Source organism: Methanococcoides seepicolus (assembly GCF_023684405.1).
In the GTDB taxonomy this organism is placed as follows: domain Archaea; phylum Halobacteriota; class Methanosarcinia; order Methanosarcinales; family Methanosarcinaceae; genus Methanococcoides; species Methanococcoides seepicolus.
Genome location: NZ_JAGSOI010000041.1, coordinates 1 through 26,026, shown reverse-complemented (window position 1 = coordinate 26,026; position 26,026 = coordinate 1). Strand labels below are relative to the sequence as shown.

At 38.2% G+C, this 26,026-nt stretch carries 27 protein-coding genes, 1 tRNA gene and 3 pseudogenes; 16 read left to right on the top strand and 15 right to left on the bottom strand.

The genetic code is table 11. From position 1 onward, the window contains the following. Window positions 1–708 precede the first annotated feature (708 nt). The gene (locus tag KDK67_RS09855) at window positions 709–1,107 is read left to right on the top strand and encodes a hypothetical protein (RefSeq protein ID WP_250868614.1); all 399 of its coding nucleotides are present in this window, start codon (window positions 709–711) and stop codon (window positions 1,105–1,107) included. A gap of 100 nt (window positions 1,108–1,207) precedes the next feature. Here the strand turns inward: KDK67_RS09855 and KDK67_RS09850 are convergent, their stop codons facing one another. Continuing rightward, a complete protein-coding gene (locus KDK67_RS09850; protein ID WP_250868613.1) occupies window positions 1,208–1,465 on the bottom strand; it encodes a hypothetical protein in 258 nt (85 codons plus the stop codon). A gap of 494 nt (window positions 1,466–1,959) precedes the next feature. Between KDK67_RS09850 and KDK67_RS09845 the strand changes: the two genes are divergently transcribed. The 4 genes from KDK67_RS09845 to KDK67_RS09830 all read left to right on the top strand — a co-directional run bounded on the left by KDK67_RS09845 (window position 1,960) and on the right by KDK67_RS09830 (window position 3,845). Then, the gene (locus KDK67_RS09845) at window positions 1,960–2,133 is read left to right on the top strand and encodes a hypothetical protein (RefSeq protein WP_250868612.1); all 174 of its coding nucleotides are present in this window, start codon (window positions 1,960–1,962) and stop codon (window positions 2,131–2,133) included. 845 nt (window positions 2,134–2,978) lie between these two features. Then, a complete protein-coding gene (locus KDK67_RS09840) occupies window positions 2,979–3,239 on the top strand; it encodes a hypothetical protein (RefSeq protein ID WP_250868611.1) in 261 nt (86 codons plus the stop codon). Further along, window positions 3,230–3,652: a site-specific integrase gene (locus tag KDK67_RS09835; RefSeq protein ID WP_250868610.1), complete on the top strand. Its 423-nt coding sequence runs from the start codon at window positions 3,230–3,232 to the stop codon at window positions 3,650–3,652. Before KDK67_RS09840 ends, KDK67_RS09835 begins: the two co-directional genes overlap by 10 nt. After that, complete coding sequence (locus KDK67_RS09830; RefSeq protein ID WP_250868609.1) at window positions 3,633–3,845, top strand: hypothetical protein; 213 nt, start codon at window positions 3,633–3,635, stop codon at window positions 3,843–3,845. The genes KDK67_RS09835 and KDK67_RS09830 overlap by 20 nt, the downstream gene beginning before the upstream one ends. A gap of 176 nt (window positions 3,846–4,021) precedes the next feature. On the opposite strand, the gene KDK67_RS14320 is transcribed toward KDK67_RS09830, so the two are convergent. Together KDK67_RS14320 and KDK67_RS09820 are read right to left on the bottom strand one after the other, a co-directional pair. Further along, window positions 4,022–4,510 carry a sensor histidine kinase gene (locus tag KDK67_RS14320; protein ID WP_338101255.1) on the bottom strand — a complete coding sequence of 163 codons (489 nt, stop codon included), beginning with the start codon at window positions 4,508–4,510 and terminating at the stop codon, window positions 4,022–4,024. A gap of 15 nt (window positions 4,511–4,525) precedes the next feature. Beyond that, window positions 4,526–5,998: pseudogene (locus tag KDK67_RS09820) on the bottom strand (PAS domain S-box protein); the annotation flags it as partial. A 240-nt stretch (window positions 5,999–6,238) separates the two neighbouring features. Here KDK67_RS09820 and KDK67_RS09815 point away from each other — a divergent pair. From KDK67_RS09815 to KDK67_RS14575, 4 genes are all read left to right on the top strand, one after another. After that, window positions 6,239–6,532: a hypothetical protein gene (locus tag KDK67_RS09815; protein ID WP_250868608.1), complete on the top strand. Its 294-nt coding sequence runs from the start codon at window positions 6,239–6,241 to the stop codon at window positions 6,530–6,532. 214 nt (window positions 6,533–6,746) lie between these two features. After that, the gene (locus KDK67_RS09810; RefSeq protein ID WP_250868607.1) at window positions 6,747–7,334 is read left to right on the top strand and encodes a terminase large subunit; all 588 of its coding nucleotides are present in this window, start codon (window positions 6,747–6,749) and stop codon (window positions 7,332–7,334) included. A 351-nt stretch (window positions 7,335–7,685) separates the two neighbouring features. Next, the gene (locus KDK67_RS09805; RefSeq protein ID WP_250868606.1) at window positions 7,686–7,919 is read left to right on the top strand and encodes a hypothetical protein; all 234 of its coding nucleotides are present in this window, start codon (window positions 7,686–7,688) and stop codon (window positions 7,917–7,919) included. A 6-nt stretch (window positions 7,920–7,925) separates the two neighbouring features. Further along, complete coding sequence (locus KDK67_RS14575) at window positions 7,926–8,096, top strand: matrixin family metalloprotease (RefSeq protein WP_420846941.1); 171 nt, start codon at window positions 7,926–7,928, stop codon at window positions 8,094–8,096. A gap of 382 nt (window positions 8,097–8,478) precedes the next feature. Here the strand turns inward: KDK67_RS14575 and KDK67_RS09800 are convergent, their stop codons facing one another. The 4 genes from KDK67_RS09800 to KDK67_RS09785 all read right to left on the bottom strand — a co-directional run bounded on the left by KDK67_RS09800 (window position 8,479) and on the right by KDK67_RS09785 (window position 10,130). Beyond that, complete coding sequence (locus KDK67_RS09800) at window positions 8,479–9,048, bottom strand: class I SAM-dependent methyltransferase (protein ID WP_250868605.1); 570 nt, start codon at window positions 9,046–9,048, stop codon at window positions 8,479–8,481. A 177-nt stretch (window positions 9,049–9,225) separates the two neighbouring features. Beyond that, a tRNA-Gln gene (locus KDK67_RS09795) sits at window positions 9,226–9,301 on the bottom strand. Window positions 9,302–9,379: 78 nt separating this feature from the next. Further along, window positions 9,380–9,781, bottom strand: a complete 402-nt coding sequence (locus tag KDK67_RS09790; protein ID WP_172367394.1) for a hypothetical protein — start codon at window positions 9,779–9,781, stop codon at window positions 9,380–9,382. Window positions 9,782–9,809: 28 nt separating this feature from the next. Further along, the gene (locus KDK67_RS09785; RefSeq protein WP_250868604.1) at window positions 9,810–10,130 is read right to left on the bottom strand and encodes a DUF2551 domain-containing protein; all 321 of its coding nucleotides are present in this window, start codon (window positions 10,128–10,130) and stop codon (window positions 9,810–9,812) included. Between the two features lie 117 nt (window positions 10,131–10,247). Between KDK67_RS09785 and KDK67_RS09780 the strand changes: the two genes are divergently transcribed. Next, window positions 10,248–10,763 (top strand): hypothetical protein, encoded by a 516-nt coding sequence (locus KDK67_RS09780; RefSeq protein ID WP_250868603.1) that lies wholly within the window; start codon window positions 10,248–10,250, stop codon window positions 10,761–10,763. Between the two features lie 1,726 nt (window positions 10,764–12,489). Here KDK67_RS09780 and KDK67_RS14315 read toward each other — a convergent pair. Then, the gene (locus KDK67_RS14315; RefSeq protein WP_276575121.1) at window positions 12,490–12,612 is read right to left on the bottom strand and encodes a hypothetical protein; all 123 of its coding nucleotides are present in this window, start codon (window positions 12,610–12,612) and stop codon (window positions 12,490–12,492) included. A 2,128-nt stretch (window positions 12,613–14,740) separates the two neighbouring features. Between KDK67_RS14315 and KDK67_RS09775 the strand changes: the two genes are divergently transcribed. The 6 genes from KDK67_RS09775 to KDK67_RS09750 all read left to right on the top strand — a co-directional run bounded on the left by KDK67_RS09775 (window position 14,741) and on the right by KDK67_RS09750 (window position 19,828). Further along, complete coding sequence (locus KDK67_RS09775) at window positions 14,741–16,477, top strand: thioredoxin domain-containing protein (protein ID WP_250868602.1); 1,737 nt, start codon at window positions 14,741–14,743, stop codon at window positions 16,475–16,477. Between the two features lie 102 nt (window positions 16,478–16,579). Further along, the gene (locus KDK67_RS09770) at window positions 16,580–16,852 is read left to right on the top strand and encodes a hypothetical protein (protein ID WP_250868601.1); all 273 of its coding nucleotides are present in this window, start codon (window positions 16,580–16,582) and stop codon (window positions 16,850–16,852) included. A gap of 57 nt (window positions 16,853–16,909) precedes the next feature. Next, entirely contained in the window at window positions 16,910–17,452 is a 543-nt protein-coding gene (locus tag KDK67_RS09765) for a TlpA family protein disulfide reductase (protein WP_250868600.1), read from the top strand. Continuing rightward, the gene (locus KDK67_RS09760; RefSeq protein ID WP_250868599.1) at window positions 17,452–18,150 is read left to right on the top strand and encodes a cytochrome c biogenesis CcdA family protein; all 699 of its coding nucleotides are present in this window, start codon (window positions 17,452–17,454) and stop codon (window positions 18,148–18,150) included. Before KDK67_RS09765 ends, KDK67_RS09760 begins: the two co-directional genes overlap by 1 nt. Next, window positions 18,147–19,253 (top strand): DUF3179 domain-containing protein, encoded by a 1,107-nt coding sequence (locus KDK67_RS09755; protein WP_250868598.1) that lies wholly within the window; start codon window positions 18,147–18,149, stop codon window positions 19,251–19,253. Before KDK67_RS09760 ends, KDK67_RS09755 begins: the two co-directional genes overlap by 4 nt. A gap of 38 nt (window positions 19,254–19,291) precedes the next feature. Beyond that, window positions 19,292–19,828, top strand: a complete 537-nt coding sequence (locus KDK67_RS09750; RefSeq protein WP_250868597.1) for a DUF2115 domain-containing protein — start codon at window positions 19,292–19,294, stop codon at window positions 19,826–19,828. Window positions 19,829–19,833: 5 nt separating this feature from the next. Here KDK67_RS09750 and KDK67_RS09745 read toward each other — a convergent pair whose 3' ends face one another. From KDK67_RS09745 to KDK67_RS09715, 7 genes and pseudogenes are all read right to left on the bottom strand, one after another. Then, window positions 19,834–19,986, bottom strand: a complete 153-nt coding sequence (locus KDK67_RS09745; RefSeq protein ID WP_250868596.1) for a Sp36 family protein — start codon at window positions 19,984–19,986, stop codon at window positions 19,834–19,836. Between the two features lie 239 nt (window positions 19,987–20,225). Continuing rightward, a complete protein-coding gene (locus KDK67_RS09740; RefSeq protein ID WP_250868615.1) occupies window positions 20,226–22,334 on the bottom strand; it encodes a PocR ligand-binding domain-containing protein in 2,109 nt (702 codons plus the stop codon). A 327-nt stretch (window positions 22,335–22,661) separates the two neighbouring features. Then, a pseudogene (locus KDK67_RS09735) lies at window positions 22,662–22,923 on the bottom strand (DMT family transporter). A gap of 81 nt (window positions 22,924–23,004) precedes the next feature. Continuing rightward, entirely contained in the window at window positions 23,005–23,553 is a 549-nt protein-coding gene (locus tag KDK67_RS09730; RefSeq protein ID WP_250868594.1) for a GNAT family N-acetyltransferase, read from the bottom strand. Window positions 23,554–23,720: 167 nt separating this feature from the next. Then, on the bottom strand, window positions 23,721–24,326 hold the full coding sequence (locus tag KDK67_RS09725; RefSeq protein WP_250868593.1) for a hypothetical protein: 606 nt from the start codon (window positions 24,324–24,326) through the stop codon (window positions 23,721–23,723). 378 nt (window positions 24,327–24,704) lie between these two features. Next, window positions 24,705–25,310 (bottom strand): hypothetical protein, encoded by a 606-nt coding sequence (locus KDK67_RS09720; RefSeq protein WP_250868592.1) that lies wholly within the window; start codon window positions 25,308–25,310, stop codon window positions 24,705–24,707. A gap of 190 nt (window positions 25,311–25,500) precedes the next feature. After that, window positions 25,501–26,026, bottom strand: a pseudogene (locus tag KDK67_RS09715) (IS1 family transposase); the annotation flags it as partial.

Here is a 26,026-nt window from a genome sequence, read left to right as displayed (position 1 = left end):
AGTTCATTATCGATATTGATCATATGCGGGATTTAATACATGAGAAATTTATGGAGTGCTCATCAAAAATTAGCTTTGCAAAGAGATGGATTGAAAAGTTTCTTAGTGAAAAACAGAAGTCCAAAATGTTGGGTGTTTGACTATAGATGAACAAATTAATCATAACAAAGGCTTTGATTCTTTTTCAACTTTCCATTTTATGATTTTACGATTTTACGATTTTAAAAAAACTTATATAAAAAGTCAATCTAATTTAATATGTATAACAAAACACGGTGTTAAGATGGTAAGGTTCCGAAGCTTACTGAATGTGCATATCGAGATGGCTTTTGCCATATTACTCGATTCATTACTTGTCATTCTTATGCTTGGATGTTTCTTTACGATCGATCATGTCATTCATTTTTGTGAGTTTGAAAATGAATTGTTTACTACAATTCTTCACAGTATTGTTCACCCAGTTGTTCTTTTAATGTTCTTTGTAATATTTGTAATGAATATGATCAAGGACCATTTACCAAATAATTCATAGGATTCACGCTTCGAGATTGTTAAAATCAAGGACATGGGGCCAATTCCTGTTCCTGCGGACGATGATGGTGATATTGTTGATGAGGATCAATACAGTTAACTTGATAAACAATCGGAAATATGTTTCTATATAAGATACTATTAACAAAATATAACAAGAAAGGATGTCGATATAACATGTACTACATAATCGATAGGGAAACTGGAAATCGTGCCAAAGTATCATTTTGGAATTTACTCTGGATAAAGATCTCACTTGTGGTATCCCTTACGCTTTATGGAGTAATTATTGGGGGATTTTTGAGCTATATTGGTATTTCATACGAAATTGTTATAGGTATTCTATTTGCAGCATATGCGCTAGAATTGATCGGCTGGTTTACTGACAAAACATCTCCTGGCAAATTACTCTTAGCATTGCTGATACTTATTCAATGGAGATCCATTTTCGCAGAACTTCAGCATGATGAATCATTTACCAAGGGATCTCGGAAGAGAAACAAGATCGAGTATGCTCTAAAGGTCTGCAATTCATTTGAACATTTCACACCAACTATAAACAGTATCTCCTTTTAATGAGAAATCTCTTTTTTAACTCCATTTTATACTTCTAACACCCCATGAAGAGTAAACACATTTTTAACTGACACAGAGAGAAACATAAAGATCAAAAATATCATAAAAGGGGTTTCAGACTTTCAAAGATCTTCGTTTTGAGTTCCTTTTCAACTTCTATAATGGTATCCGAGATAGATGTGAGCTTTTCAGGATCCTCTGCAATTTCATTCAGGATATTCGCTTCAACCCAGATCTTTGCGCTAAATTGATGCCCCCTTGGTTTTACCTCTACAAAATAACGGGTCGAGCCAAGTGGTTCTAAAATTTCATTTAATTTAGAATGTATCTGCTTTTCCAGTAGTGTTGAACGTTTCATAGGTCTGATTTCCTTTATTCATTTTATAGCGGTTTAGACAGAGTCCCTACAGAGTCCTTATTATATTTATTAAATAAAATTATCTTTATAGGCCTCTATATGTTCGATATAAGCCTGATTTGACTTGTACTCCATGGCTGGCAACTGTTTACACATTAAAACTCAGTGATAGTATTGAGATTGATTCTGAGGGGTATGAAGTGACCCACATGAGCCACACTATGCATCCATGTCAGATGAAAAAGGTCAAAGATCATTTTAATAATGGGTATAGGAGCCTTTAATCAGAGAATACACATTAAAGTGAACTCTCGCCCCATAAGCCCCAAGCTCGCTTCATATCATACGACTTCCACACCCAGGCAAAGTATTGTCCTGTAAGTTAAAATCAATTACGGTAAGATGTTTAATTATTTTAAGAGATATTTATTTCCTTAACTATTATTCGAACAAAAGGAGGGAACTATTATTCAGATGCGAGTAAGGGGATGGGCGTGAAAAGGAAGGTGATGAGTGAGTTCAAAAAGGACAAGAATTCGGAAGTGGAGCATGAATTGGCAACTGTCCTTGAAGAACTCAATAATAGAAACTGTCATTTTTTTGCATATATACCTATCTACAATGAACAACTGAAGAGGAATATGACAATGATTGGAATAAGGATATAAAGTTATGAAGAAAAAGAAGTTTTAGATGAGTTCTAAAAGAGCAAAAAATAAGTTTTGGGGGGTGGGGGGTAATGCCCTTAAAGAACTCGCTAAATCCATGTAAACATTATGCATCTATAAATAGATTTCCACATAGAATAGTCGAAGAGGAACATGTAAATGATTGAAATCAGAGCACAACCCGGTCCGCAACACCAGTTCCTGGAATCAACTGCTGATATCGTACTATATGGAGGCACCACCGGCTCTGGAAAATCGTTTTGTAAACTGATGGAACTCACTCGACACACCAACCACAAAGGATTCGGTGCCGTCATCTTTCGTCATACATCCGTGCAGGTCCATATGAAGGTGGCCTGTGGAATACCTCCGAACTAATCAATCCGGGACTTAGCGGAATCCCAAAAGAATCATTTCTCGAATGGGAGCTTCGCTTAATTCATGAGATAGGTTATGAGATTGGGACGGATCATACTATGGAGGAGGGATTTGTTATGCATTCTTGGGAGATGAAAGAAGCAAAAGATCACTTTGATCATGGGCATGGGAGCCATTTATCAGAGAATGCCACCTTTAGTGGAATTCTCGTCCCCACAAGTCCCCAAACTCGCTCTACGCCATATAACTCCCACACCCATGTAATATATTGGTTTGTAGGTTAAAACAGGTTACGTCCGAATGTTTACTTATTTTCAATACAGCTATATAAATTTATAATTATTATTAAAAAAAGAAGTGAATGATTTTTCAGATGTGGGATCTAGAGGCCATGGTGAGTTCAGCTGAGAAGCTACAATATCGAGAAACCTCTTACAGAGATCACACAGGATGATTTCGATCTATTGATGATGAGACTCGAAGATGAGCACGGAATGAAACCGGGAACCATCAGGACGTACAAGAAGATGATCAAAAAGTTCTTCCATGTGCTTGGAAACGGAGAGCAACCTAAATGGGTACAAAAATTGAAATTAAAATCAATTGAAACCCCGGTTCAACCACATGATCTTCTAACAAAAGAAGAACTTGACAAAATGATGGATGCGTGCAAACATCCACGTGATAAGGCCATGATTGCAGTCCTGGCAGAAGTGGTATGCGAATAGGTGCATTGGCTTCTTGTCGCATCAAACACGCTGAGTTTAATCAGTATGGAGCCATCCTTTACATTTCACAGACATCCAAGAGTAAGAAGACGACTGCAGCAAAGGGGATACCTCTTACGTGGTCTACAGGATTTCTAAATCAGTGGATTGCTGTCCATCCACAAAAGAATGAACCGGATGCACCACTGTGGGTAACACTTGATAATAACATACAAGCTATGAGCTACAAAAGTATTCGGGTGAACTTCAAGAATATTGCAAAAAGAGCAAGCATCAAGAAACCGGTAAACCCACACAGCTTCAGACATTTAGCTGTCACCAATTGGATACTCGATGGCCTCAACGAGCAGGAGATCAAGCATAGGTGCTGGTTGGTCCCGAGGATCAGCACAGATGTTACGTATCTATGCTAACTATACTGACCAAGAGATCAACGATAATATCTACGAAAAATATGGTTTGAAGAAAGATGATTGTCGTCATGTTACTCTAGATAACTGCCCACGTTGCAACAATGTTCTTCGTCCGGACGATAAATTCTGCAGTCAATGTTCCCTAGTGCTCGATCACGAAGCTCTTGAGCACGTGCAGGTTCATGAAAAGTAACACCGAAGTTGATCGAAGCGTTGGTAAAGTTTGAGTTTGGAAGGGATTTGTTGGGTCAGTTGCAGTGAAATACATGAGATGTACAACATCGACTCTTGGAAGTATTAGTAGTGATTCAAACTCTTATAAAATACAAATGCTGTCTACTGAAGCAGTTACATTCGAATTGAAATTAATCAAAATGATGTGTTTTCAGGATCAGTTGGAATTATAAATGTGAACGTACTTCCTTTTCCAATTTCACTTTCAATCCAAATATTACCATGATGCATTTCTACAAACTTTTTTACAAGTGTAAGGCCAAGACCAGTACCCCCATACTCTCTGGTAGTCGAAGAATCCACCTGAAAGAAAGGGTCGAACAATTTAGCCTGATCCTTTGGTGAAATACCGATGCCACTGTCCTTTACAGAAATATGCACAAGGTCCTCTGATATTTTTCCTCCGATTGTCACTGACCCTCCTTGATCTGTGAACTTAATGGCATTACTCACGAGGTTGTAAAGAATCTGCTTGAATTTCATCATGTCTGCTTTTATAATAGGCTTTCTGACATCCATATTGAAAGTAAGTTCAATATTTTTATTTGAAGATAAAGGTATTATAGAAGTCTCTATTTCCTCAATAACTTTGGTCAAAATGATTTCTTCTATATTCAACTCCATCTTTCCGCCTTCTACCTTTGAAAAATCCAATATCTCGTTGATGATATTCAAAAGATGCTTTCCATTTGCAAGAACATTAGATGTGTATTTCTTCTGATATTCATTCAAAGAGCCCTGATTTTCACTGTTAATCACATCCGAAAAACCAATTATTAAATTTAAAGGCGTCCTCAGTTCATGGCTCATATTTGCCACAAATTCAGTCTTGGCCCGGTTGGCAGCTTCCGCAGTAAGTTTGGCATTGAGCATTGTTTCTTCTGCTTGCTTGTGTTTGGTAATGTCTCGTGTTATACCCAAAAGAGCTTTTTTCCCCATATAATCAATAATTCGAGAACTAACGTCTGCCGGCATAATGGAACCATCTTTTCGAACCAGAGCTGTCTCGAAGATGATATGGCCATCCCGAAGTATCTGATTGATTCAAGCCTCGACCTGTGCTGCATCATCAAAAGAATCGATATCCTCTGCCCCCATCTGAAGAAGTTCACTTCGGCTGTACCCAAGTTGATCGCAAGCCACCTGATTGACTTCCAGGAATTGGCCATCAAGGCCAGTTACATAAATTGCATCACTGGCGTTTTCAAATATTGTTCTGAATTTCTCTTCACTTTCTCTCAATGCCCTATCTGCTTCCTTGCGTTCGGTGATGTCTACGAGGATTCCTCTAATGCCTATTGTTTTATTATTGTAAACAATTCTGCTTGCATATATGATGATAGGAAATGTACTGTCATCTTTTCTCAGAGCAGTGTATTCGTTAGACTCTCGACCTTCTCCACACACGACCCTCTCAAAATCCAGTTTAGCTCTTTCCGAATCTTCGGGCATTAGTGTCTGGAAAACATTTATACCTTTGTCGAAGTCTCCCTGCATAAAACCAAACATATCAAATGCATGACGGTTGACGAATATTAAATTTCCTTGCAAATCAGTTTCAAAAACCGTTTGAGGCAAGGAATCCGCCAACTCTTTATACTTAATTTCACTTTTTTTTAGTACCTTTTCAGACAGCTTCTGTTCTGTAATATCATCAGCAGTGAGCAAAACCATTGGTTCATTGTTTTGTTGTATCAATGTTGTCGAAATACGCAGATACTTTTTTGAAAAACCATCATTGGTTTTAATTTTCAATTCAACCTCTTTCTTGCGTACAATTTCATTAGTCTGAAAAGTGTATATTACAGAATTACGGAGTACACATGCTGAACATTCATCATTTTTCCCACACCCTTTCTCTTTAAAGGAGTTGACGCATCCAAATAGTTCACCGCAGAAAAGTCCTATGATTTGTTCCCTTTCTGTTTTAAATTCAATAATTGCATTATGATTGGTATCTACAATCCTTATTTCCTGATTGACAACTAGTATATTAATGGGAACACTGTTGAAAAGCAAACTCGAAAAAGTGGTAACCTTAGCCGCCTTACTCACAATTTTGTTACCTTCCGCATGTGGTAAATTTGTATGGATAAATTCTATATTATTCATGGCAAAACCACCATTTAAGTGGTTTATATCCAATGTTGCATCTCATTTTCTTCCCTGCCAACCGTGTGTTTTTGCGATATATTACACTATACTAAATCTGTTCTTGGCATGGGTTCTAAAATCTATTTATTTTAATCCATTAGTATATTTCGATTTGGTATAAAACCGTTTCGTTTCAACTTTCCTTTTTATACTCCACTTCTAGTCACTGATACATGGCAATAACTGAAGCACCAATATTTGCCTAAAGCTGGCTCACTTGGTGTAATCATCGCACCGATCTTCCCGATGCTCGGGGATGCGACGATGCGAACATTCTTCAGCATCTGTCCTCCGGAGATCATCAGTAGTTGGAACAAGAGCACGTACACACTGAAGCTTGTCAACGGTTCGGAGATCCTGTTCAGATCTGCTGACAAGCCTGACCGGTTGAGAGGTCCTACAATCACGTGGTTCTGGATGGATGAGGCTGCTGACTGTAAACCCGAAACGTGGGATATCATGAGGGGGGAGGCTCAGACAGCCGAAGTATGAACGCTGTGGATTCCTGACAGGCACTCCAAAGAGATTCAACTGGATCTATGACAAGTTTGTCCTGGCTGAGAATCAGGAATATGAAATAGTTCATGCCAAGACTCGAGACAATGCTCATCTTCCTGAAGATTATCTTTCATCCCTCGAAGGATCCTATTCCGGAACATTTGCACTGCAGGAACTTGAAGGACAGTTTGTCGCATTTGAAGGTCTTGTGTATCCTGACTTTAACCGGTTTGAGAACGTCATAGCGTCTGAATTGATCAAGAAGGAAGAGTTCAAGACCGTTGTTGCAGGTGTGGACTTTGGATGGACCAATCCCACAGTACTCCTTGCAGTTGGTCAGAAAGCGGATGGATCACTCTGTGTGCTTGATGAGATCTACCGTAAGCAGATGACTCCTGAGGATCTCGTAAACTCTGCCAAGGTCTTGCAGGCAAGATGGAAAGTTTCACACTTCTTCTGTGATCCATCAAGTCCAGATCTCATCGATACAATGACTCGAAATGGTATTCCTGCAACCAAAGCGAACAACGCTAAAGTTCCTGGCATTGCAGCTGTAAATGCTTCTGTTAAGACCATGAAACTCTCTGATGAGTGCAAGAAGACAATCTGGGAAATGGAACGGTACAGATATCCTGAATCTCAATCTGGAAAAGAAGTAAAAGAAGAGCCAATCAAGATTGACGATCACGCAATGGGTGCTCTTCGTTACGGCGTGATGGGATTGCACAGGCCTGTTAGGAAACCTATGCCTCGGTTTACTGGTGGATTTGGTATGAGTGGTGGGTTGAGAATTTAATTTATATGGCTAGCAAAAGGTATGATTTCATTCCCAAAAAATGCTATTAAGATAAATATTAGTATTATGCTAAATATTATTGAAAAGACGGCAAGGGCTATTATAAAAAGTTCTATAATTCTCTCCATGTTTTTTTGTACGCACACATAATATTTCAACTTTCCTTTTTATACTCAATAATCCACCCTCTCCTACATGGCAATAGATCCAGCACTAATCAAATGGTATCAATGTTTAACCTGGACAGAAGGAAGCACTCACGGAGGCGATATTGATACTGGTAATGAAATCACTTCCTGAGCTGACCAGAACATCTTCGATGATGTCTCAAATGCTCAAAGAATAGCAGGTGTGACCGAGTACAGAAAGATCATCATCCGCAATGAGTATGCAGATACCTGGGCAGCAGTCAAATTGTGGATAGCACAGTTCACTGATTCTCCTGACGATGAGATTAGCATTGCTCTTGGTACAAATGCCGGAGTGCAGTCTGTCGAGGGCGTAGGAGCAACATATGTTTCCCCTGACAGCAAATCCATGCAGACGTATTGTGAGCATGGGAGGACTGGCACAGAACGCATATAAAGCGATCTGGATCAAGCGTGTTGTCACTGCATCTGCGAATGGTTATACGACAAAGTTAGTGACTGGCAGCTTCGGCTCATGCACGAGATTGGTCATGAGATTGGAATGAAGCATACTATGCAAGAGGGATCTGTTATGCATCCTTGGGGGATGAAAAGAGGTAAAATATCACTTTGATCATGGGCATGGGAGCCATTTATCAGAGAATGCCACCTTTAGTGGAATTCTCGTCCCCACAAGTCCCCAAACTCGCTCTACGCCATATAACTCCCACACCCATTTAATATATTGGTTTGTAGGTTAAAACAGGTTACGTCCGAATGTATAAATATTTCTATAACATAGATACTTTCTTGTAATAATTGCTGTCAAAAACAAAAAGAGACATCTATTATATAGATGTGAGCAAGGAGATAGGTGAGGAAATGTGTTGTGGTGATAGTTGTCAAATCAAAGTACTCGATTAATTGACAGAAGATCCTCTTCACAGATCAAAGCGAAGGGGGGTCGGAGTTGGCCACGTCTCGAACTATCTTTGCAGTATCTTTCAACATGCTTATCAACATGTTTTGTTAAGGACAAAACCATAATGACATGGTTTAAGATCATACATACTTGAGATGTTGAATCCTGAAGAAATAGCCCATTTAATGCATTGTTCTGGTTTAGTTCGAATTTCTATCGGAGGTCCACTTGGAGTTGACGGATCATAATTCCAATGAATTATTCCTACTTTTCCTTTTGGTTTCAAGATTCTGTAAGCCTCTCTGAGTAGTTTTTCTGGTTCTTCCCCATGTAATATGTTAGAAAGGATGACATAATCTACGCTTTCTTTTTCAAGACCACAGCCTTCTGACATAAAATCACGAAGTATTGTTTCAACATTGTTTAAATTATCCACTTTCGCCTTTTGTTCCACAATTTCTATCATTTCCGGGTCTATATCAATGGCATAAATCTTTCCACTTATTACCTTTGCAGCCGGGATTGTAAAAGTTCCATAGCCGCAACCAAAGTCTGCTACATCGATAATACTATTGTTCAAACCTAATGTTTTAAGGATTTCATATGGTTCAAAAAATCCTTCCCAGTGATCTTCATCGGGCATACCGCTTTCTCTAATTTTCATTTTTAACTTTCCTAAAAATCTCAGTCCTACCAAAGCTAAATGAAATTTTTAAAATAAAAATCGATTTGAAAGAAAACACTATAAAATGTGTGGTGTAGAATAAAAATAAACCAAGTATGAATTAAAATCAATAATAGTCAAATCAGTAGTAAAAGAATTGGACTATCCAATAGAAATTGGTAGCCCGGCACGGATTCGAACCGAGGTTGCGGGATCCAGAGTCCTGCATGATTGACCACTACACTACCGGGCTGCTTAATGATTACAGCACCTACATGGCAAACCTAATTAATAAACCTATCGCCTGGGACTTATAAATCCTTAAGTAAAATTAGGAATCATCCGGATTTTCACCCAGGATAGCGGTTTGCCACCATCTGGCAAGGTCCATTAGATCACGGCTGAACTGACCGGAGAGACGATATTCATTGTTTCTGTTTGAAATAAGACCGGCACCAAGAAGCTTATTGCGCATTGAATAGAACGAAGCACGACCCACATCTAGCTCCTTGATAAGATCCTCCCATTCGCTGGTCTTGACCGGATTGCCACTTTTTTGCCTTTCTTCGACCATCATCAGGAACTTCTGCCCGCGCATAGCAGTGGCATCTTCCTGAAATAATCGCCGCATTAGACTGAAATAAGGATCTCTTGAACGAGTTATGCGTGCATTTGCATCGGAACGTATGACTATAGTTGTAGAGGTCCTAGGAGCATCTTTTACTGATACCATAATCGATCAAAGCCGACTGACCGAAGGATCAGGATAAAGCGATTCCTTTAGAATTAAGCTCAGCTTTTAAAAGATCTGCATACTCTTCCTTTAAAGAATAGACGATCGGGGTCTTGTAAGACTCCTTGTGAGATCGTAGAATACCAAGCTTTGAATGGATATATCCTACCATAGAAGCTACTGCGCTCCTGGAAACATCGTACTTTTTAGTAATGGCCTGGTGCAATTCATCTACTGTGGACTTTTTAACACTCAAAAACACAGATAGAACATAGCTCCGAAGTCCATTTACATCCAGCTCAATGAACTTATTAAGCCGGTCCTTAATTCTAGATCGAATAGATGCCATGATAGAATTCACCCCAATAAAACAGTAAACCTATTATGCAGATGACACTATATATATGTTTGTGAACTGATGCATTCCATAATAAGTGGGCTACAATACCCGCAGCGAGATAGTACCATGAATATACCGGACACAACAAAATACACCTACGACCATAAGAAGAAAACACTTCACATCGAGCATCAGATACCAGCTGCTGAATCCGAAGAAAATGAAGTAGGCACCTGTTCTAAATGCAGATCGCCCATTGTAAGCTTGAGCTACCATGCCATTGACAAGGAATTCATAATCGTAGGTAAATGCACTAAATGCGGAAAACTCACTGCAAACATTTACGATCAGGACTGGAATTGGGTAAGCGAAATACCTAACTCTCACTTTTCCAGGTATGTTGCTAAAGCCGGAACGTCAACCCCCATGAAAAATGAGGTGGAAGAGGGTCAGCAACTATCAGGCCTAGAGCTGCTTGAAAGCATTCCAGAAAAACAATTACATACCGTTTTTTCATCCACAGAGATCACTGCCATGTTCGCACGTGCAAAAGGAGAAAGCTGCGTACGACAATACCTCTATAATGCAAGAAAGAAATATCAGAAATTCGAGGATATTTTTGGATTTAAAATCGAAGTATAATGTTTAGTATATACTTTCCCGTAAACTTATTTTGTTACACAAATTTGAATTATCTCGCAGGTAACATAATTTAATTACATAAATAATATTTGCCGAGTAAATAAATATGTACGAAGTTATTATTTTAAAAATTATAACTTGTTATATATAAATAAAATGCAGTTTAAAATGTGCAATTACATAAATATAATATTATAAAAGACCTGTAAATAGTATTTTATTCGCATAACAAAATAAATAAAAATAATACCAAATCAACTTTATTTGAACATGAAAAACTACCGCAAAAAGTACCTATAAGAAGTAAGGAGTTTTCAAAACTCCACCCATACCAGTTAGAAGTTAAAAAATGCATGAAACACATAGCGAATTGGGACCAAAAAAGACATGCATCAATGAAAAAAGTGAGAATAATAGCCTCACTAAATGAAAGAATGTGAAGAATAACAGAAAAACAGTTGCAAAGAATCAAAAAATAAAACAATATCAGAAATGGCTCGACTTTTACCAAGATCCAAAACTAATCTCGAATTTGTAGCCCCATTTAGTAAAGCCAAATTGCTATTACAACGACTATACGCACAGCTGGCAGTAAAATATCAAATATGCATTTCTTGATATTATTTTGTGTAGAATGGGGGGGCTGTAGGTTGTAAAACGCGAATTCCCATAGAGTTTAGAATAAACATGTTAAGAAAAATATAGCATTTATGCAGACATTTCAACTTAATTCTATAGTATATAAGAATGAGCAAAATGACCGTAAATTGAGAATAATAGAATCAATGAGTAAAACATAACCACATATTGGAAGAAGTTGAGCCGATTGAGATTATAACTATGAATAATAATTATACTAATTATAATAACCTTGGGTGATTATTACACTATGTGCACTAACCCTTTTTCGAGCTATGGCCTATACACTCGGTGCGTTGAAAATGTCTTAAAACACATAGGCGAAATTCACATAATATATTTACAAAAGTAATATTTATCAAGCAGAAATAATTATATTTGAATTAATTAAAGTTGGGTGAATAATAAGCGTTTATATTTGGAGAGCATTATTTAAATGTGCACGTGCTTTGTCAAATTTTCTGAAAATAAGACCATCATTTCAGAAATAACCGAGATAATCAAATAGGTTAATTACAAAATAAAGCAACGCCGTAATTAATTAATATTACGTAATCGGACGATTTTGAGCAAACTGAGAGCCCAACATAAAAAGAATTATTAATAATAAATGAACCCCTTTTTGTGAATGCTGCTTATTATCATCCTTCGATCACCCCTTAATTGAGTCATGGTTGTTTGCAATTCATCACATATTTCAACCATCACATTTAACATTACAGCTTCAGGAGATACAACCCCAGATCTATTAAGGCCTGCTCCATTAGGTCACGTTCAACTTCCGATAGATTGCTTTTATCGTGCCTGATTTTCCCCACTATGCCAGACCAACCCATAGATGGATTTTAAAGGAATTGATTGTTTTAACATTGCCAAGATCAAACTGCAACCCGACAAAATGATATAATCCCCATCAGTAAAAGTATCCATAAGGCTTCCGAACTTCTGAGGAGTCACTTGATTGTTAAAAGTCGCAATTTACAGACCATAAAGTGCTGCTCTGATCTTAGCATTAGAAAGACCAGAAGCGAGGTTATAAGCCCCGCATACTGCCCAGGATACCAATAAACGTTATTTTTACGCCTATTTAAGTGACATTAGGAGTAAAATGTTTACCCATGGCACCTATGCAGTTAGAACGTGGGATCTTAACGATTGTTGAACCATCGGAATCCCCAATAGCCCCACCTTCAGCAACCATGACCCCCATACAGCGACCCATTTAAGCCAGATTGCCCTTTATTTTGCCCATATGCTTCATGTCACCGGAATAAGACCGATAGCATAAGCAACAACGGGCAGAAGGAGATCTTTACAGAGTCTTCAGTTTTTGGCAGTTACTTCCTACAGGCCATGGCTTCACGATCCATACATAATAGTCATTTTTATATTGCACGATAATAAATTATGCAGCATTGCAAACTATAAAAACATTTTTTGATGCGAGAATTATTACGTTATTTTTACCTTATTGTGTTCATGCCAGGAAAAGAACACCGGGACAGCTGGAAAATCTCAACCGACCAATGACACAAAGAGGAAAGTCGAATGATTTTCCTTGCATCGAGAAATATTAGGACCCACAAGGAGGAAGTGATATTTAGGGATAAATGCGAGCTTTCTATCTAGCCCATCCCCCAGCATGCCAGCCAATTTATCGAGATCTGACCGATTTTATGCCGGAATAGCAGTATTCATAGTTTGTCAGTATTGCATCATGGCAGGCCGTGGGGCCCCAGAATGAGATCAATCGCATTGCAATATTAACATTGAACCATGAAAACATTGAACCAATGTCCATATTGAGACCCATAAACTCACTTTGCCATTTAGATCGTTTCAGTATTGTGCACACCTGCAACAGTAGTACTAGCAGGACGTCCACAGGCAAACCAGCCCTCACCATCAAAACACATGCGGTTTTTTCGTTTAATTCGCCATACACCAGAAATAGGAGATGATCAAGGCAACATAAATGTTTTTATTAAAAATGCCCATACGAGCATACACCATATTGAGTCATATAATTTGCTAGCTTGTGCGAAAATGACCAGATATCCATAGGCAATTGTACAAATATTTCCATAGTATCCCACATACAGTATGTCATATAATGAGCAGTCAATAATATACTATAAATAATGCATAAAGAAAAAGGTATATTAATATATAATTATTAAAAAAGTTATAATTAAAAGGAGATTGAGTACATTGTATTTTAAAATATTAATTAGGAGTAATAAAAATAAATGATATAATTATAACTAAATTGAAAAATAATACCACCCACATTGCAAAAAAATAGAGATGGTTTGCTATACGAATTGGCGTGTTTTTGATGTGCCACTTATACACTATGCGAACAGAAAATGAATAGAAACACATAGCCATTTTTCCAGGATTTTGTTAAGACATAATACGAACCATCGAGATCATGATCTCAATTATATTAGAAAAAGGCTTGATCAAAGTAGAAGATTTTAAAAAAATAAAGGTGCATTTTTATTTAAACATAAATATCATATTTAATTTTATACCCCGTGCATTATAAAATTGTAGCAAAGTATATTCTTAAATATCTAATAATGAAACGAATATATTATAAAATTTATATTTAATAATAGGGTAAATCTGAATTATTAAATATCTATTTATAAAGATATACTTTTAAAAATATATAGTTAATAAATTAGTATGTATGATAGTTAAAATATAATATATACCAGGATAAACAATATCAAATCGGCATAAATAGAAATATATAATTAATAATACATATTTGACAATATTAGAAATGAAAAATACTTTGAAATTTCTTGCTGAAAATGAGTGCAGATACATAAATGGTACTAGCGAACACACAATAAGGAGTATCAACCCCAGCAAGCATTTCATCAATAAGAGAGCTCAGTCAGCAACCCCCCTTACAAGACCCATTTCAGGAAGCTGCTAAAATGACCATAACCACCATACAAAGCCTTTCATAACAGCAAGGAACTCACTCACCCCCAAGAGCAAGAACGGAAGTAGTTAATCGAACATAATCCGAGACTTCATCACAAGGGCCACAGCAACCTTTTATTGACCAGTAGAAAATGAAACCCCAGGATCTTTTAGATAAAACTCCCAACATCATTTATGGCGTCAGTACATCCAGAAACACAACAAATGTTACAAGCAGAAGAACAGATATCAATGTCACTATTTCTTAATATCATTACTGCCCCACACATTTAAAGATCGTCCACAGGGATAAATCCATATAGCGATAAGTCAACATTCATTTAAGAGTTTCTTTCTAAAAAATATAAGTCAAATTAAAATGATTTGGGGAAATCATGACAAACGATGACAAGGGTACTAAGAATAGATTGATCGATGAAAAAAATCCATACCTCCTGCAGCACGCATATGACCCTGTGGATTGGCATCCATGGACAGAAGAAGCATTTGAAAAAGCAAAACGTGAGGATAAGCCAATATTCCTCTCCATTGGATATTCAACATGCCATTGGTGCCATGTAATGGCAAAGGAATCCTTCAGGAATAAAGACGTTGCTAAAATGATGAACGACACGTTTGTCAGTATCAAAGTGGACAGAGAGGAACGCCCAGATATCGATTCGGTATACATGGACATCTGCCAGAAAATGAACGGCAGCGGGGGATGGCCCCTTACCATTATAATGACCCCGGAGAAGGTACCTTTCATTGCAGCCACATACATCCCCCTTGAAAGCGAGTTTGGAAGAAAGGGAATGCTCGAGATTATCCCATGGATAGAACATCTGTGGAAAGAAGAACACAACAAAATAGTCGAACAGACCGAGCTGATAAAAACGGCCTTATCCGAAAAAAGTGAGAGCTCGCATACCGAAGGAGTAACTGAAGAGATCATTCATAGAACTTACACATATCTTGCAAATAATTTCGATAACGAAAATGGAGGATTCGGAACCTCACCGAAATTCCCATCCCCCCATAACATATCATATCTTCTACGCTACTGGAAAAGGACAGGGAACCCAACAGCCCTGCAAATGGTCGAAAGAACATTGCAGGCAATGAGAAAAGGCGGAATATATGACCACATCGGATTCGGATTTCACAGATATTCTACAGATAGTTCATGGCTCGTCCCGCATTTCGAGAAGATGCTGTATGACCAGGCATTGCTTATCATTGCATATACGGAAGCCTATCAAGCCACTTACAAAGAAGAGTATTCGAATACAGCAAATGAGATCATTGAATACATCCTACGAGATATGACCTCACCTGATGGCGGATTTTATTGTGCCGAAGATGCTGACAGCGAGGGAGTGGAAGGTAGGTTCTACACATGGGAACTTTCGGAAATTGAGAGTATATTGAGCTGTGAAGATCATCCAATCTTCAGAGATGTTTTTAATGTTCTACCTGAAGGTAATTTCCTCGAAAAAAGTACGCATCAGCTTAGCGGAAAGAACATACTACACCTGGAGAAGGATATGAAAAGTATTGAAAAGCAATACAACATACCACGTAAAGAAATAGATCACATAATAGAACGATGCAGGAAACAACTATTTTCCACACGTGAAAAAAGGATACACCCTTCAAAGGATGATAAGATATTAACAGACTGGAACGGACTGATGTTAGCAGCACTCTCGATCAGTGGTCGCGTAATGGGCAATAAAAGATACATTGATATTGCTAAAAAAAACGCCGACCTGCTAATATCCGAGCGTATGAAGGAAAATGGTGAGCTCTACCACAATTATTCCAGCAACAAAGAGCCAACAATTGGGTTCCTCGATGACTATGCATTCTTTACATGGGGACTGATAGAGCTATATGAAGCTACTTTTGAGGTCACTTATCTCGCAAAGGCTCTGCAACTTACAGACTACATAATCGAGAATTTTAAAGATACAGAAAATGGCGGGTTCTTCCATACATCCAATAAAAGTGAGACTTTGCTTTTCAGAAAAAAAGAGATATATGACGGAGCTATTCCAAGCGGAAATTCAGTAGAATTAAACAACCTTCTCAGGCTTTCAAATTTTACCGGCAATCCCCAAACTAAATAGTGAAGCGATAAATACGTCAAATGCTTTCGCATCCACAGTAAAAGCCATGCCAGTTGGTTATACACATTTCATCGCAGGCCTGGATCTTGCATTCGCCCCCCAGTGGAAATTGCGATAGCAGGAGAGCTTGATTCCGAAGATACGCAGCTGATGCTAAACAACATCAACCGAGAGTTCATCCCCGGAAAAACAGTTATTGTTAAAAGCGAAAAAAATGAGAAGGAACTGGAAAGGGTAGCACCATACACATCCATATATAAGCCACAAAACCAAAAAACAACTGCTTATGTCTGCCAGAATCATGAATGTTCGTTGCCCACAACTAATCCCCAAATAATAGTAGAGATCTTGAAGAAACTCCATAATATCCAGTGAGGAACCCATTAGAAACGTTTATTTAAAAGCAGACCACACTTTTAATAGGGGTATTAAATGTACGATATTAAACATTCCTATAGCCTATTTATTGCATTTATCATCACATTGGTCCTGATATCAGGATGCATTAGCAGTGAGACGAACGAGGGAACTGAACCGGATGAAGTTATAGACTGGAAAGAAGTACAACTAACAGATACCATAACCGGCGACACTTTCAAAATAAGCGATTTTGAAGGACAAACGGTAATGTTAGAGGCTTTTGCAGTCTGGTGTCCAACCTGCTTACAACAGCAAAAAGAGATGGAAGAGCTTGCAGGAATAGAACCTAGTGTGATCCATATCTCCCTTGATACTGACCCTAACGAAGATGCGGAACTCGTCAGAGATCATGCTGAAAAGAATGGATTTGACTGGTACTTTGCAGTAGCACCCATTGAAATGACAGAGTCTTTGATCGATGAATTCGGAGTGGGAGTTGTCAATGCGCCAAGCGCTCCAGTAATACTCATTTGTAATGACCAATCCACACGACTACTGGACAGGGGCTTAAAGCAATCGGATGAACTTATAACGGAGCTAGATGAGGGATGCTGATGAGCACGATCCTTCCTTTTATCACCGACCTATTTTTCTCTTTCACACTTGGACTATTAACGCCACTTACGGCAGTTTGCGTCTTACCATTATACCCTGCATTTCTGGCATACCTTTCCAACCAGATGTCAGGAAAAGAAAAAAATGAGAAGCTACCGATCATCTTCGGACTAATAATCAGTGCCGGAGTTATCCTTTTCATGGCACTCATGGGAATATTATTCACCACAATATTACAAGTCTCCCTTACAAAGGTAATCGGAATAATCTCACCGATTGCATTTGGCATACTGTTCATTATCAGTATACTATTGATACTCGATTTTGACATCGGTAAATTTTTGCCAAGAACTAACATTTCAAACGACAGAAGCCCTATCATAACAGCTTTTTTGTACGGATTCTTTTTCGGAGCTATCGTAGTCCCATGCAATCCTGCATTTATTGCAGCACTGTTTGCTAAATCACTTACAAGCATGGGCTTTGTAGAGAATTTCCTGAACTTCATTGCCTTTGGAATTGGATTGAGCTTTCCATTACTGGTCTTCTCTGCAATATCAACAACAAAGAGCAAGAGGACCATCAGATTCCTCGTTACCAACAAAAGGAAGATAAACCTTTCAGCAGGCATCATGATGCTTGTCATATCTGTCTATTACCTTGTATTTGTATTCAGAGTACTGGAGAAATTACTATGAACACCTTAGGAAAGATAGCAGTACATTCATGCATACTTTTCCTGATCCTGCCGTTAGTAGCAGTTGCTGAAGAGGAAAATGCCGGTTCGATCGAAAAGCTGCCTGAACTTACTAAGATGGAAGAAGAAACAGGCATAATGGTCACAGAACTGGGAGTGAAATATATTGTAGATCCGAATAAGATCACATCAGGAGGTCCACCCATGGATGGGATCCCCTCAATTGATGAACCGGGGTATGTAACTGTTGATGAAGCTGATAGATGGATACAGGACAATGAGCTGGTACTGGCACTCATCTACAACGACACTAAAAGAGTGTACCCCCTACAAGTGATGGTCTGGCATGAGATTGTAAATGACCACATAAATGGTGAGCCGATCCTCATAACATACTGCCCACTGTGTGGATCAGGAATCGCCTATGAAAGAACGATCAACGGAGAAGAAGTTGAATTTGGCACCTCAGGAAAGCTATATAATTCAAACCTTGTGATGTATGATAGAAAAACGAATTCATACTGGACACAAATTGGCGGGCAAGCGATCGTCGGTGAGCTTACAGGAATGGAATTGAAAGCAATTTCCATAGAAACAGTTGTCTGGAGGGACTGGAAAGTGATACATCCGGATTCAGAAGTTCTCTCAAAGGATACAGGGTTCGACAGACCATATGGCACTGACCCATATGGTAATTACTATGAGAACAGTTTTGTGCTATTCCCCGTGGAGAACAGTGATGACACGATCCACCCTAAAACTGTCATTTTCGGCATCGAAGTGAATGGAACTTACCAGGCATATCGTGAAGAGGATCTTATCAATTCCGGCACTATAAAAGACACCGTCAATGGAATTGAGATCCTTGTTGAAAGAGATGAAGCAGGAATTGTCAGGATAACTGACCTGGCTACTGGTGACGAAATTGTAAAAGAAAGGGATTTCTGGTTTGCATGGTATGCATTCCATCCGGAAACTACGATATATCTTCCGGAAGGCTTCGAACCTGAGCTTCCGGAAGAAGGAAAAAGCACACCTCTTGGAATTGTGGCACCAGCAGTTGCCATATTATTTGCATTGGCAGCCAGTAAGAAGAGAAACTGATGAAGAGGTGAAACTCTTCGAACAGGGAAAATACATTAATGAATATATCGAAAAGGATGCCCATGGACACTCAAGAACTTCTTGCATCCCTGGAAAAGGATGCAAGAAGAATATCTAACAATGACATTATGAAAGCACGTTCATTCATGCTCAATTACGTTAAGTTCCTACCAGAGAAATATAAAAAGGCTTATTCAACGGAATTATTTAGTTATTACTATGAGACTTTTATGGAAATAAAGGGCTTAAGATCGAATCCTGCGATAGAAGAGATAGATGCTGAAACATACAAAGAACTTATCAAAAATTACGAGCAGCAAGTTAGTGAGGATCCTCTCGAAACTTACTTTCAGAGATTTATGAATGTAGTAACACCATACCTCATATTCATCACAAAAAAACCGTTACACCCCGTAGGTATGATCTTACCGGGAGGAATGACAATAATGGAACTGAACGGTGAATATTACTGCCCTATCAAAAACAAGCAAAAGGAAGTTGACATTGCCCTTTGCAAATATTGCATTTGCAAGGACAACGAAGAAGTTGCAAAAACAGATGGAGATATGTGGTAAAAGCTTTAGATATTAGCTCCATCCAATAAACGTTTGAAATATCCGGTAGTTTTACCGGAACTATCGAGTTGACCATCAAACTTGATTAACTCCCAGCCATCAATCCCAAGTGAATTTAGATCTTCCTTGGTAGTGTCGATCTTGTCCATTCGAATCATTTTAATATCATATTCCCAGCAAGCCATATGTTTTACCTCTTATTTTAGGAGTATTGGTTACAATAAAAAGACTGCTTTGATGCTATATAACAGTTTTTAAAAATTAGATTTACCTATAACTCAAGTAAATTTGATTATGGTGGCAAGATCACTTCAAATAAGGCATGGACGATTCCCCAATATGAACGGGGTCTATCGGCAAGCTGAACGAAAACTTGCTCCCCTTACCAAGCTCAGATTCAACCCAGACTCCCCCCATGAAGCATAACAAAACGTTTGACAAGAGCAAGACCGAGTCCTGTTCCTTTTTCCACTTTTGTTTCGAATTTCTCAACTTGTGAGAAAGGGTCGAAGATAGAAGAAAGGGAATCAGCTGCAATACCTTTGCCAGTATCTTCTACACTGAAATGACCCTCCTTCCCAATAATTGAACCACTAATTGTTATAGAACCGCCTTCTGAAGTGAATTTAACAGCATTGCTGAGTAGATTATAAAGTATCTGCTTGAACTTTGTAATATCAGCAAATATCCACCCCACATCCTCATCAACAGAAAAGTTAAGTTTAAGGTCCTTTTTAAGGATAAGGGGCATCAAAGAATAGCAGACTTCATCAATTGCATCCAGAGAATTGAATTCTTCGATAAAAAGTTCCATCTTTCCTGCTTCTATCTTTGAAAGATCCAGAATATCATTTATAATCTCAAGAAGATGACTACCGCTTGAAGAAATATTATTTACATAGCGTTCTTGCTTTTCATTAAGCTCGCCAAAATTCTTACTCGCAAGCATTTCTGAAAACCCTATAACAGCATTTAGCGGAGTTCTTAACTCATGACTCATATTCGCAAGGAACTTGCTCTTGGAAAGATTTGCAGCTTCAGCCTCTGCTTTTTCACGAAGTATTTTTTCAGATTCCTTTCGATCAGTAATATCCCGAATGATCGCCAACACCTCGTCTTCCCCGGTGGCAACAAAACGAGATTCATAATAACGAACACCTTCATCCAGGTCCATTTGATAATTAAGTATCTCAATATTACCATCCTTCAACGCTTTTTTAATGTTCACGATTGAAGGAGTTGAAATGTGTTTTGGAAAAATATCAGAAATATTCATTCCGATGAACTCCATTGCGGGAATCATAAGAGATTCCTCAGAAGGTGCATTGTAATCCATAAACGTCCCATCCCCACTGAACTTGAAAATGAGATCAGGAATAGAATTTAGGATCGATCGATTTCTCCTCTCACTTTTGTAGAGATCACCTTCTGCTTTTCTGCGCTTTACCATCCTCCACATGCCATCCATTAACAGGGTTAGTTGACGAACATCTGATTCAACATATGGCGTTTCCTTATTGCCTACACCCATAACAGCCACTATCTTGTCACCATCGAACACAGGAATATCCATATTGCGCAGGATCTTTAAGTGTTCCCCAAGAGATTCTTTTTTGAGAGGATCAAGTGCTTCATGATCATTGGTAATGATCGGCCTTCCATACCTAACGGCCTCAACCCAGAAACCAGCGTACTCAAGAGGATAGTCCGGAACATCATCTTTGGCAATACATTCCCCCACGTCAGCCTGCTTTTGAGAGTGCATAGAAAGCAATGTTCCATCATCATTTAAAAGTGCCAGATAACCGATCTTACTTTTAGTAAGGTTAATACTTTCTTCACGTACAAAATCGATTATATCTTCAAAAGTGGCATCGTACATCTGGTTAAGCTTTAATAGAGCTTCAAGTCGTTTTTCATCAAGTAGAAGGGCTTCTTCAGCCCTTGTAAGTTTCAGTTTTTGTAAACCAATATCTGTAAGAAAGGAAACTACCTTGATAAAATAATCCATTAACTGATCAATCTGTCCCCTAGTAAAAATAGGAACTTTATCAAGAGCTTCGAGGTATTCCTTCTCAGCAAATCCAACCTCATTTGCCTGTACTTTGAAAAATTCGACATCAGGTTTCTCATAGACGAACTGACCAATATAGAAATTAGCAAGATGATTGCCTTCGACATATACAGGAATCCCGACATCTACCAATCCATTGCCACAGGTATATTCGAAATAACGGTTATTCAATGCAGAACTAGCATCAAAGAACTTAACGAACTGTGTATCGCTTTCCTTACACCGCTTCTCAGTAATAGGATTAGAACGATGGAATTTTACACAAATATCTTGCCAACCAGCAGCAACGAGTATTTCACCATCCGCATCAAGAAGTGCATTTGTGACCCCAGTTACAGCATAAAAACTATCCATGAGATCCTGTAGCTTGGGAATGTCAACAAGATCAACGAACTTATAGTTCATTTCAGTAGTTGGACCTGACGAAAACATATTGATCAAAGTATGAACCCCCGCTTTTATTTAAAATGTTGTATATTGTCAATTCATTGATTTTGTTATAGTTCCACTCGAACTCCTCAAGTTATAATTTGTCCATTATTGATTAAAAAGCTTTATGGGCTTAAGTAAATAATACAAAATAAAATTGTCATCCAGTGGCTATGTTCTGGCATTACAGGATATTTCGATAAATTTAAAAATATTGGGAAAGCAGAGATAATAGAAGCTTTCAGACATATATTCTTACGAGAAGTTGAATGTGCCTGAAAATATAAGAACAGAGCATTTGCAGTAACTTATTAGCTGACAGGAACAATTTCACTGAGGTGCCAGAACCTTAAGTCCCATTATCCCAATGGCTATCAATGATATGCAGACCAGCCTGACAATGTCCATGGATTCATTGAAAAGGAAGATGCCCAGCAAAGTCGTACCGAGGATACCGATTCCGGTCCAAACAGCATATCCGGTACCCACAGGGATAACACGAAGTGCTTTTTCCAGAAGGGACATTGATCACAAGAAAGACCAGAGTAAAGAGAGTAGGGTAGATCTTCGTAAATCCTTCACTGTATTTCATGCTGATCGCCCAACCAGTCTCAAAGATCCCTGCTATTAAAAGATATATCCATTCCATGAAAGAGCATTGAATTGGATATATTTAAAGCAATTGATTTAGATCATCTTTTCTGATAACGAACTGCACATGAGGTTCATCGAAAAATTCAATGTCAACAATACCATTGTCCACCATCCCCAGTTTTAGTGCAAGCTTTTCAGATGCTATATTGTCAGGATGAGAATAAGCAGTCATCAATTCTAACCCCAGTATAGAAAAAGCATATTCAAGGAGCTTTTTGGTAACTTCAATACCATATCCCTTTTTCCAGTACTCAGGAAGGATCATCCAGAACATCTGATATCCTGAACCTTTCCAATCCGGACCAAAGCCGATAGAACCAATGAAATTTCCATCGGCTTTACGCTCAACTGCCAGAGCATATATCTGTTCTTCATTATCGTAATTTGCAATAGTCTTATCAAGCAACTCTTTAGTACCTTCGAAGGTCTTTTGATCAGCAGTGAAAAGAAGATATTTAGTAGCTTCCCCATCAGACATGAAAGTGTAGAAGCCATCAAGATCATCCCCTTTGAAAGGACGGATGAGCGTTCTCTCGGTTTCAAGTCCTTCAGGCACTTTTAAAGACATAAACGACCATAGCCCGTCAAATAAATAACAATAACGGTCTTAGTCAAATTGATAAAAATTATCTTTACGACCAGTTGAATGGTCAGCAAAGGAAAGAAAAATATTTGGTATATCAAAAGAGGAAGGAAGGGAAAAACACTTTACTGTCCTTATCCCCCACTTTACGATCAATGGACACTGCTTTTTAGAGAAGTAACTGCAAGACTACTGGTGTATTCCAGGGACTTCAGGTTGAACCCCAGAAGGAAAGAACCAATGTAGGCCGAATTACCATCCTGAGAAAGAGATCGTATGTATTTATCCGACGCTACTGAAGGAGAAGCAATAATTGCCCCCGAAATGCCATAAACCGCTTCAATGGAGGGGAAAGGATGTGCATTGATGACCATATCTATCGGATCGGTCGAGGACCTTATATTCAGGAACTCTTTGTTGAGTATTACAATATTACCTAAGACACGATATTTGGGATCGTCCAGGTAACCCTGAAGTTCCACAGGATCGAGCACATCTTTACCGATGAGTTTGCCACCGTGCATCAATTTAACATTATTTTTAGGCCACTGAAACTCACTGTTGGTCAAAAAACATAGCATCAAATCACATCCAAGAACTTGACGAATCCCAACGTTGCTCTTTTTACCACACAGAACTATTCCTTTTTGTTCATCCTCTTTTTCAAGCTTGAGTATATTCTTCCGGTCATTTTCGTCAAGGAACAGAACTGAACTGATCCCTTTTGAAGATAGAAGTTCTGTTCGGGCCCCATCCATAATATCTTCGTTTATAATTTAATAACCCCCAATAATTAACTGATAGATCAAGATCAATTAATCAATGTATATTGTTATAATTCAATGTTACTTAAGTATTATTGAAATACTTTTGATACTGATATAAAAAAGTAAGTTTCTACAGAGCCTGATCGAGATCATCTTTAATGATACCGAACTGTACAATGGTTCATCGAAAAATTCAATGTTAACAATACCATTGTTGACCTCCACAGTTTTAGTAACGGCATAAACCAAATTAATAAAATATTATCTTTACGATCACTTGAATGGTCAGCAAAGGAAATAGAAATATTGAGAATGTTAAAGGAGGTGGAAAAGCATCCCCAATTTCCTATTATTTCCTTCACTTTTTGATCAATAGACACTGCTTTTTAGAGGAGCGGCTACTAGACTGCTGGCATATTCCAAGGGCTTTAGGTTGAACCCAAGAAGGAAAGAACCAACATGTAGCATTTTGTCCTCTTGAGAAAGAGATCGCATATATTCATCCGATGCTCTTGAAGGTGAAGCAATCAGTGCCCCGGAAATCCCGGAAACCACTTCAATGGAAGGGAAAGGGTGTGCATTGATGACCATATATATCGGATCATTTGAGGAATTGCCCTTTAAGAACTCCTCATAAAGTATTACGATATTACCCAAAACACAATATTCATGATCGTCACGATACTCCTGAAGATCCAGAGGATCGCACACATCTTCACCGATGAGCTTGTCACCGTGCATCACTTTGATATGATTTGTAGGCCACTGAAACTCATTATTGGTTAAAAAACCCATCATCACATCACAGTCAAGAACCTGACGTATTCCAGCGTTGTTCTTTTTACCGCACACAATTGATCCATTTAGTTCATCCTCTCTTTCAAATTCGATTATCTTCTTTCGGTCAGTTTCGTCAAGGAACAAAACTGAACCAATTCCTTTTGAAGAGAGAAGTTCTGTTCTAATCTCATCCATGATATCATTGTTTGAAATTCAATAACCTCCATTCGTGTTAACTGTTCGACCTAGAGTAACTAAATCAACACAACTTGATATAAGTCAATGTTATTTAAGTTTTGTTGAGCTACTTTTGATACAGATACAAAATATCAGCAATTACCCGGCAGGGAATATATCCAGTTAGCATAAATAAGGTAGTCCAGTATTAAACGGTTGATGTTTTTGAACAGTTAAATATCAATAATTCTCTCAATGTCCACTTATCTTCAACAATCCCGCATTCTTGAGCAGGTGTTCTCTTATAGTTTACACCTTTTTTATTTTTTTGTATTAGTCCACCATGTCCTCTACAGAAGTTGAAATAGGTGCAGTAGAATCTTATTTGGTTATGTAACCACCCAAGTTTCTTTGAAAATCCTATAGTCTTTCTTGAAATTCTATTGTTGTCTTGTCTAAAGGTTAGATTCTGTCTTTCAAGTAAGCTCGTTGATATCTCTTTTTGATCTATATTCGTTCCAAAGATTATCTTCTTCTCAACCTTCTGGAGCTTCCCACCTTCTCTTTTTTTGATAACCTGAGCATATCTGAGATTATTATCAGGGACAAGTTTTGGGATTTTAGGTCTTCCTCTTATTCCTGTTCTTGGAAACTCTTTCCTTTTTCCATATTTTTTCAAAAGAGCTTCAGGATAGAATCTTAATCCATCTGAAATAAAAAGTGGTTTTGATTCT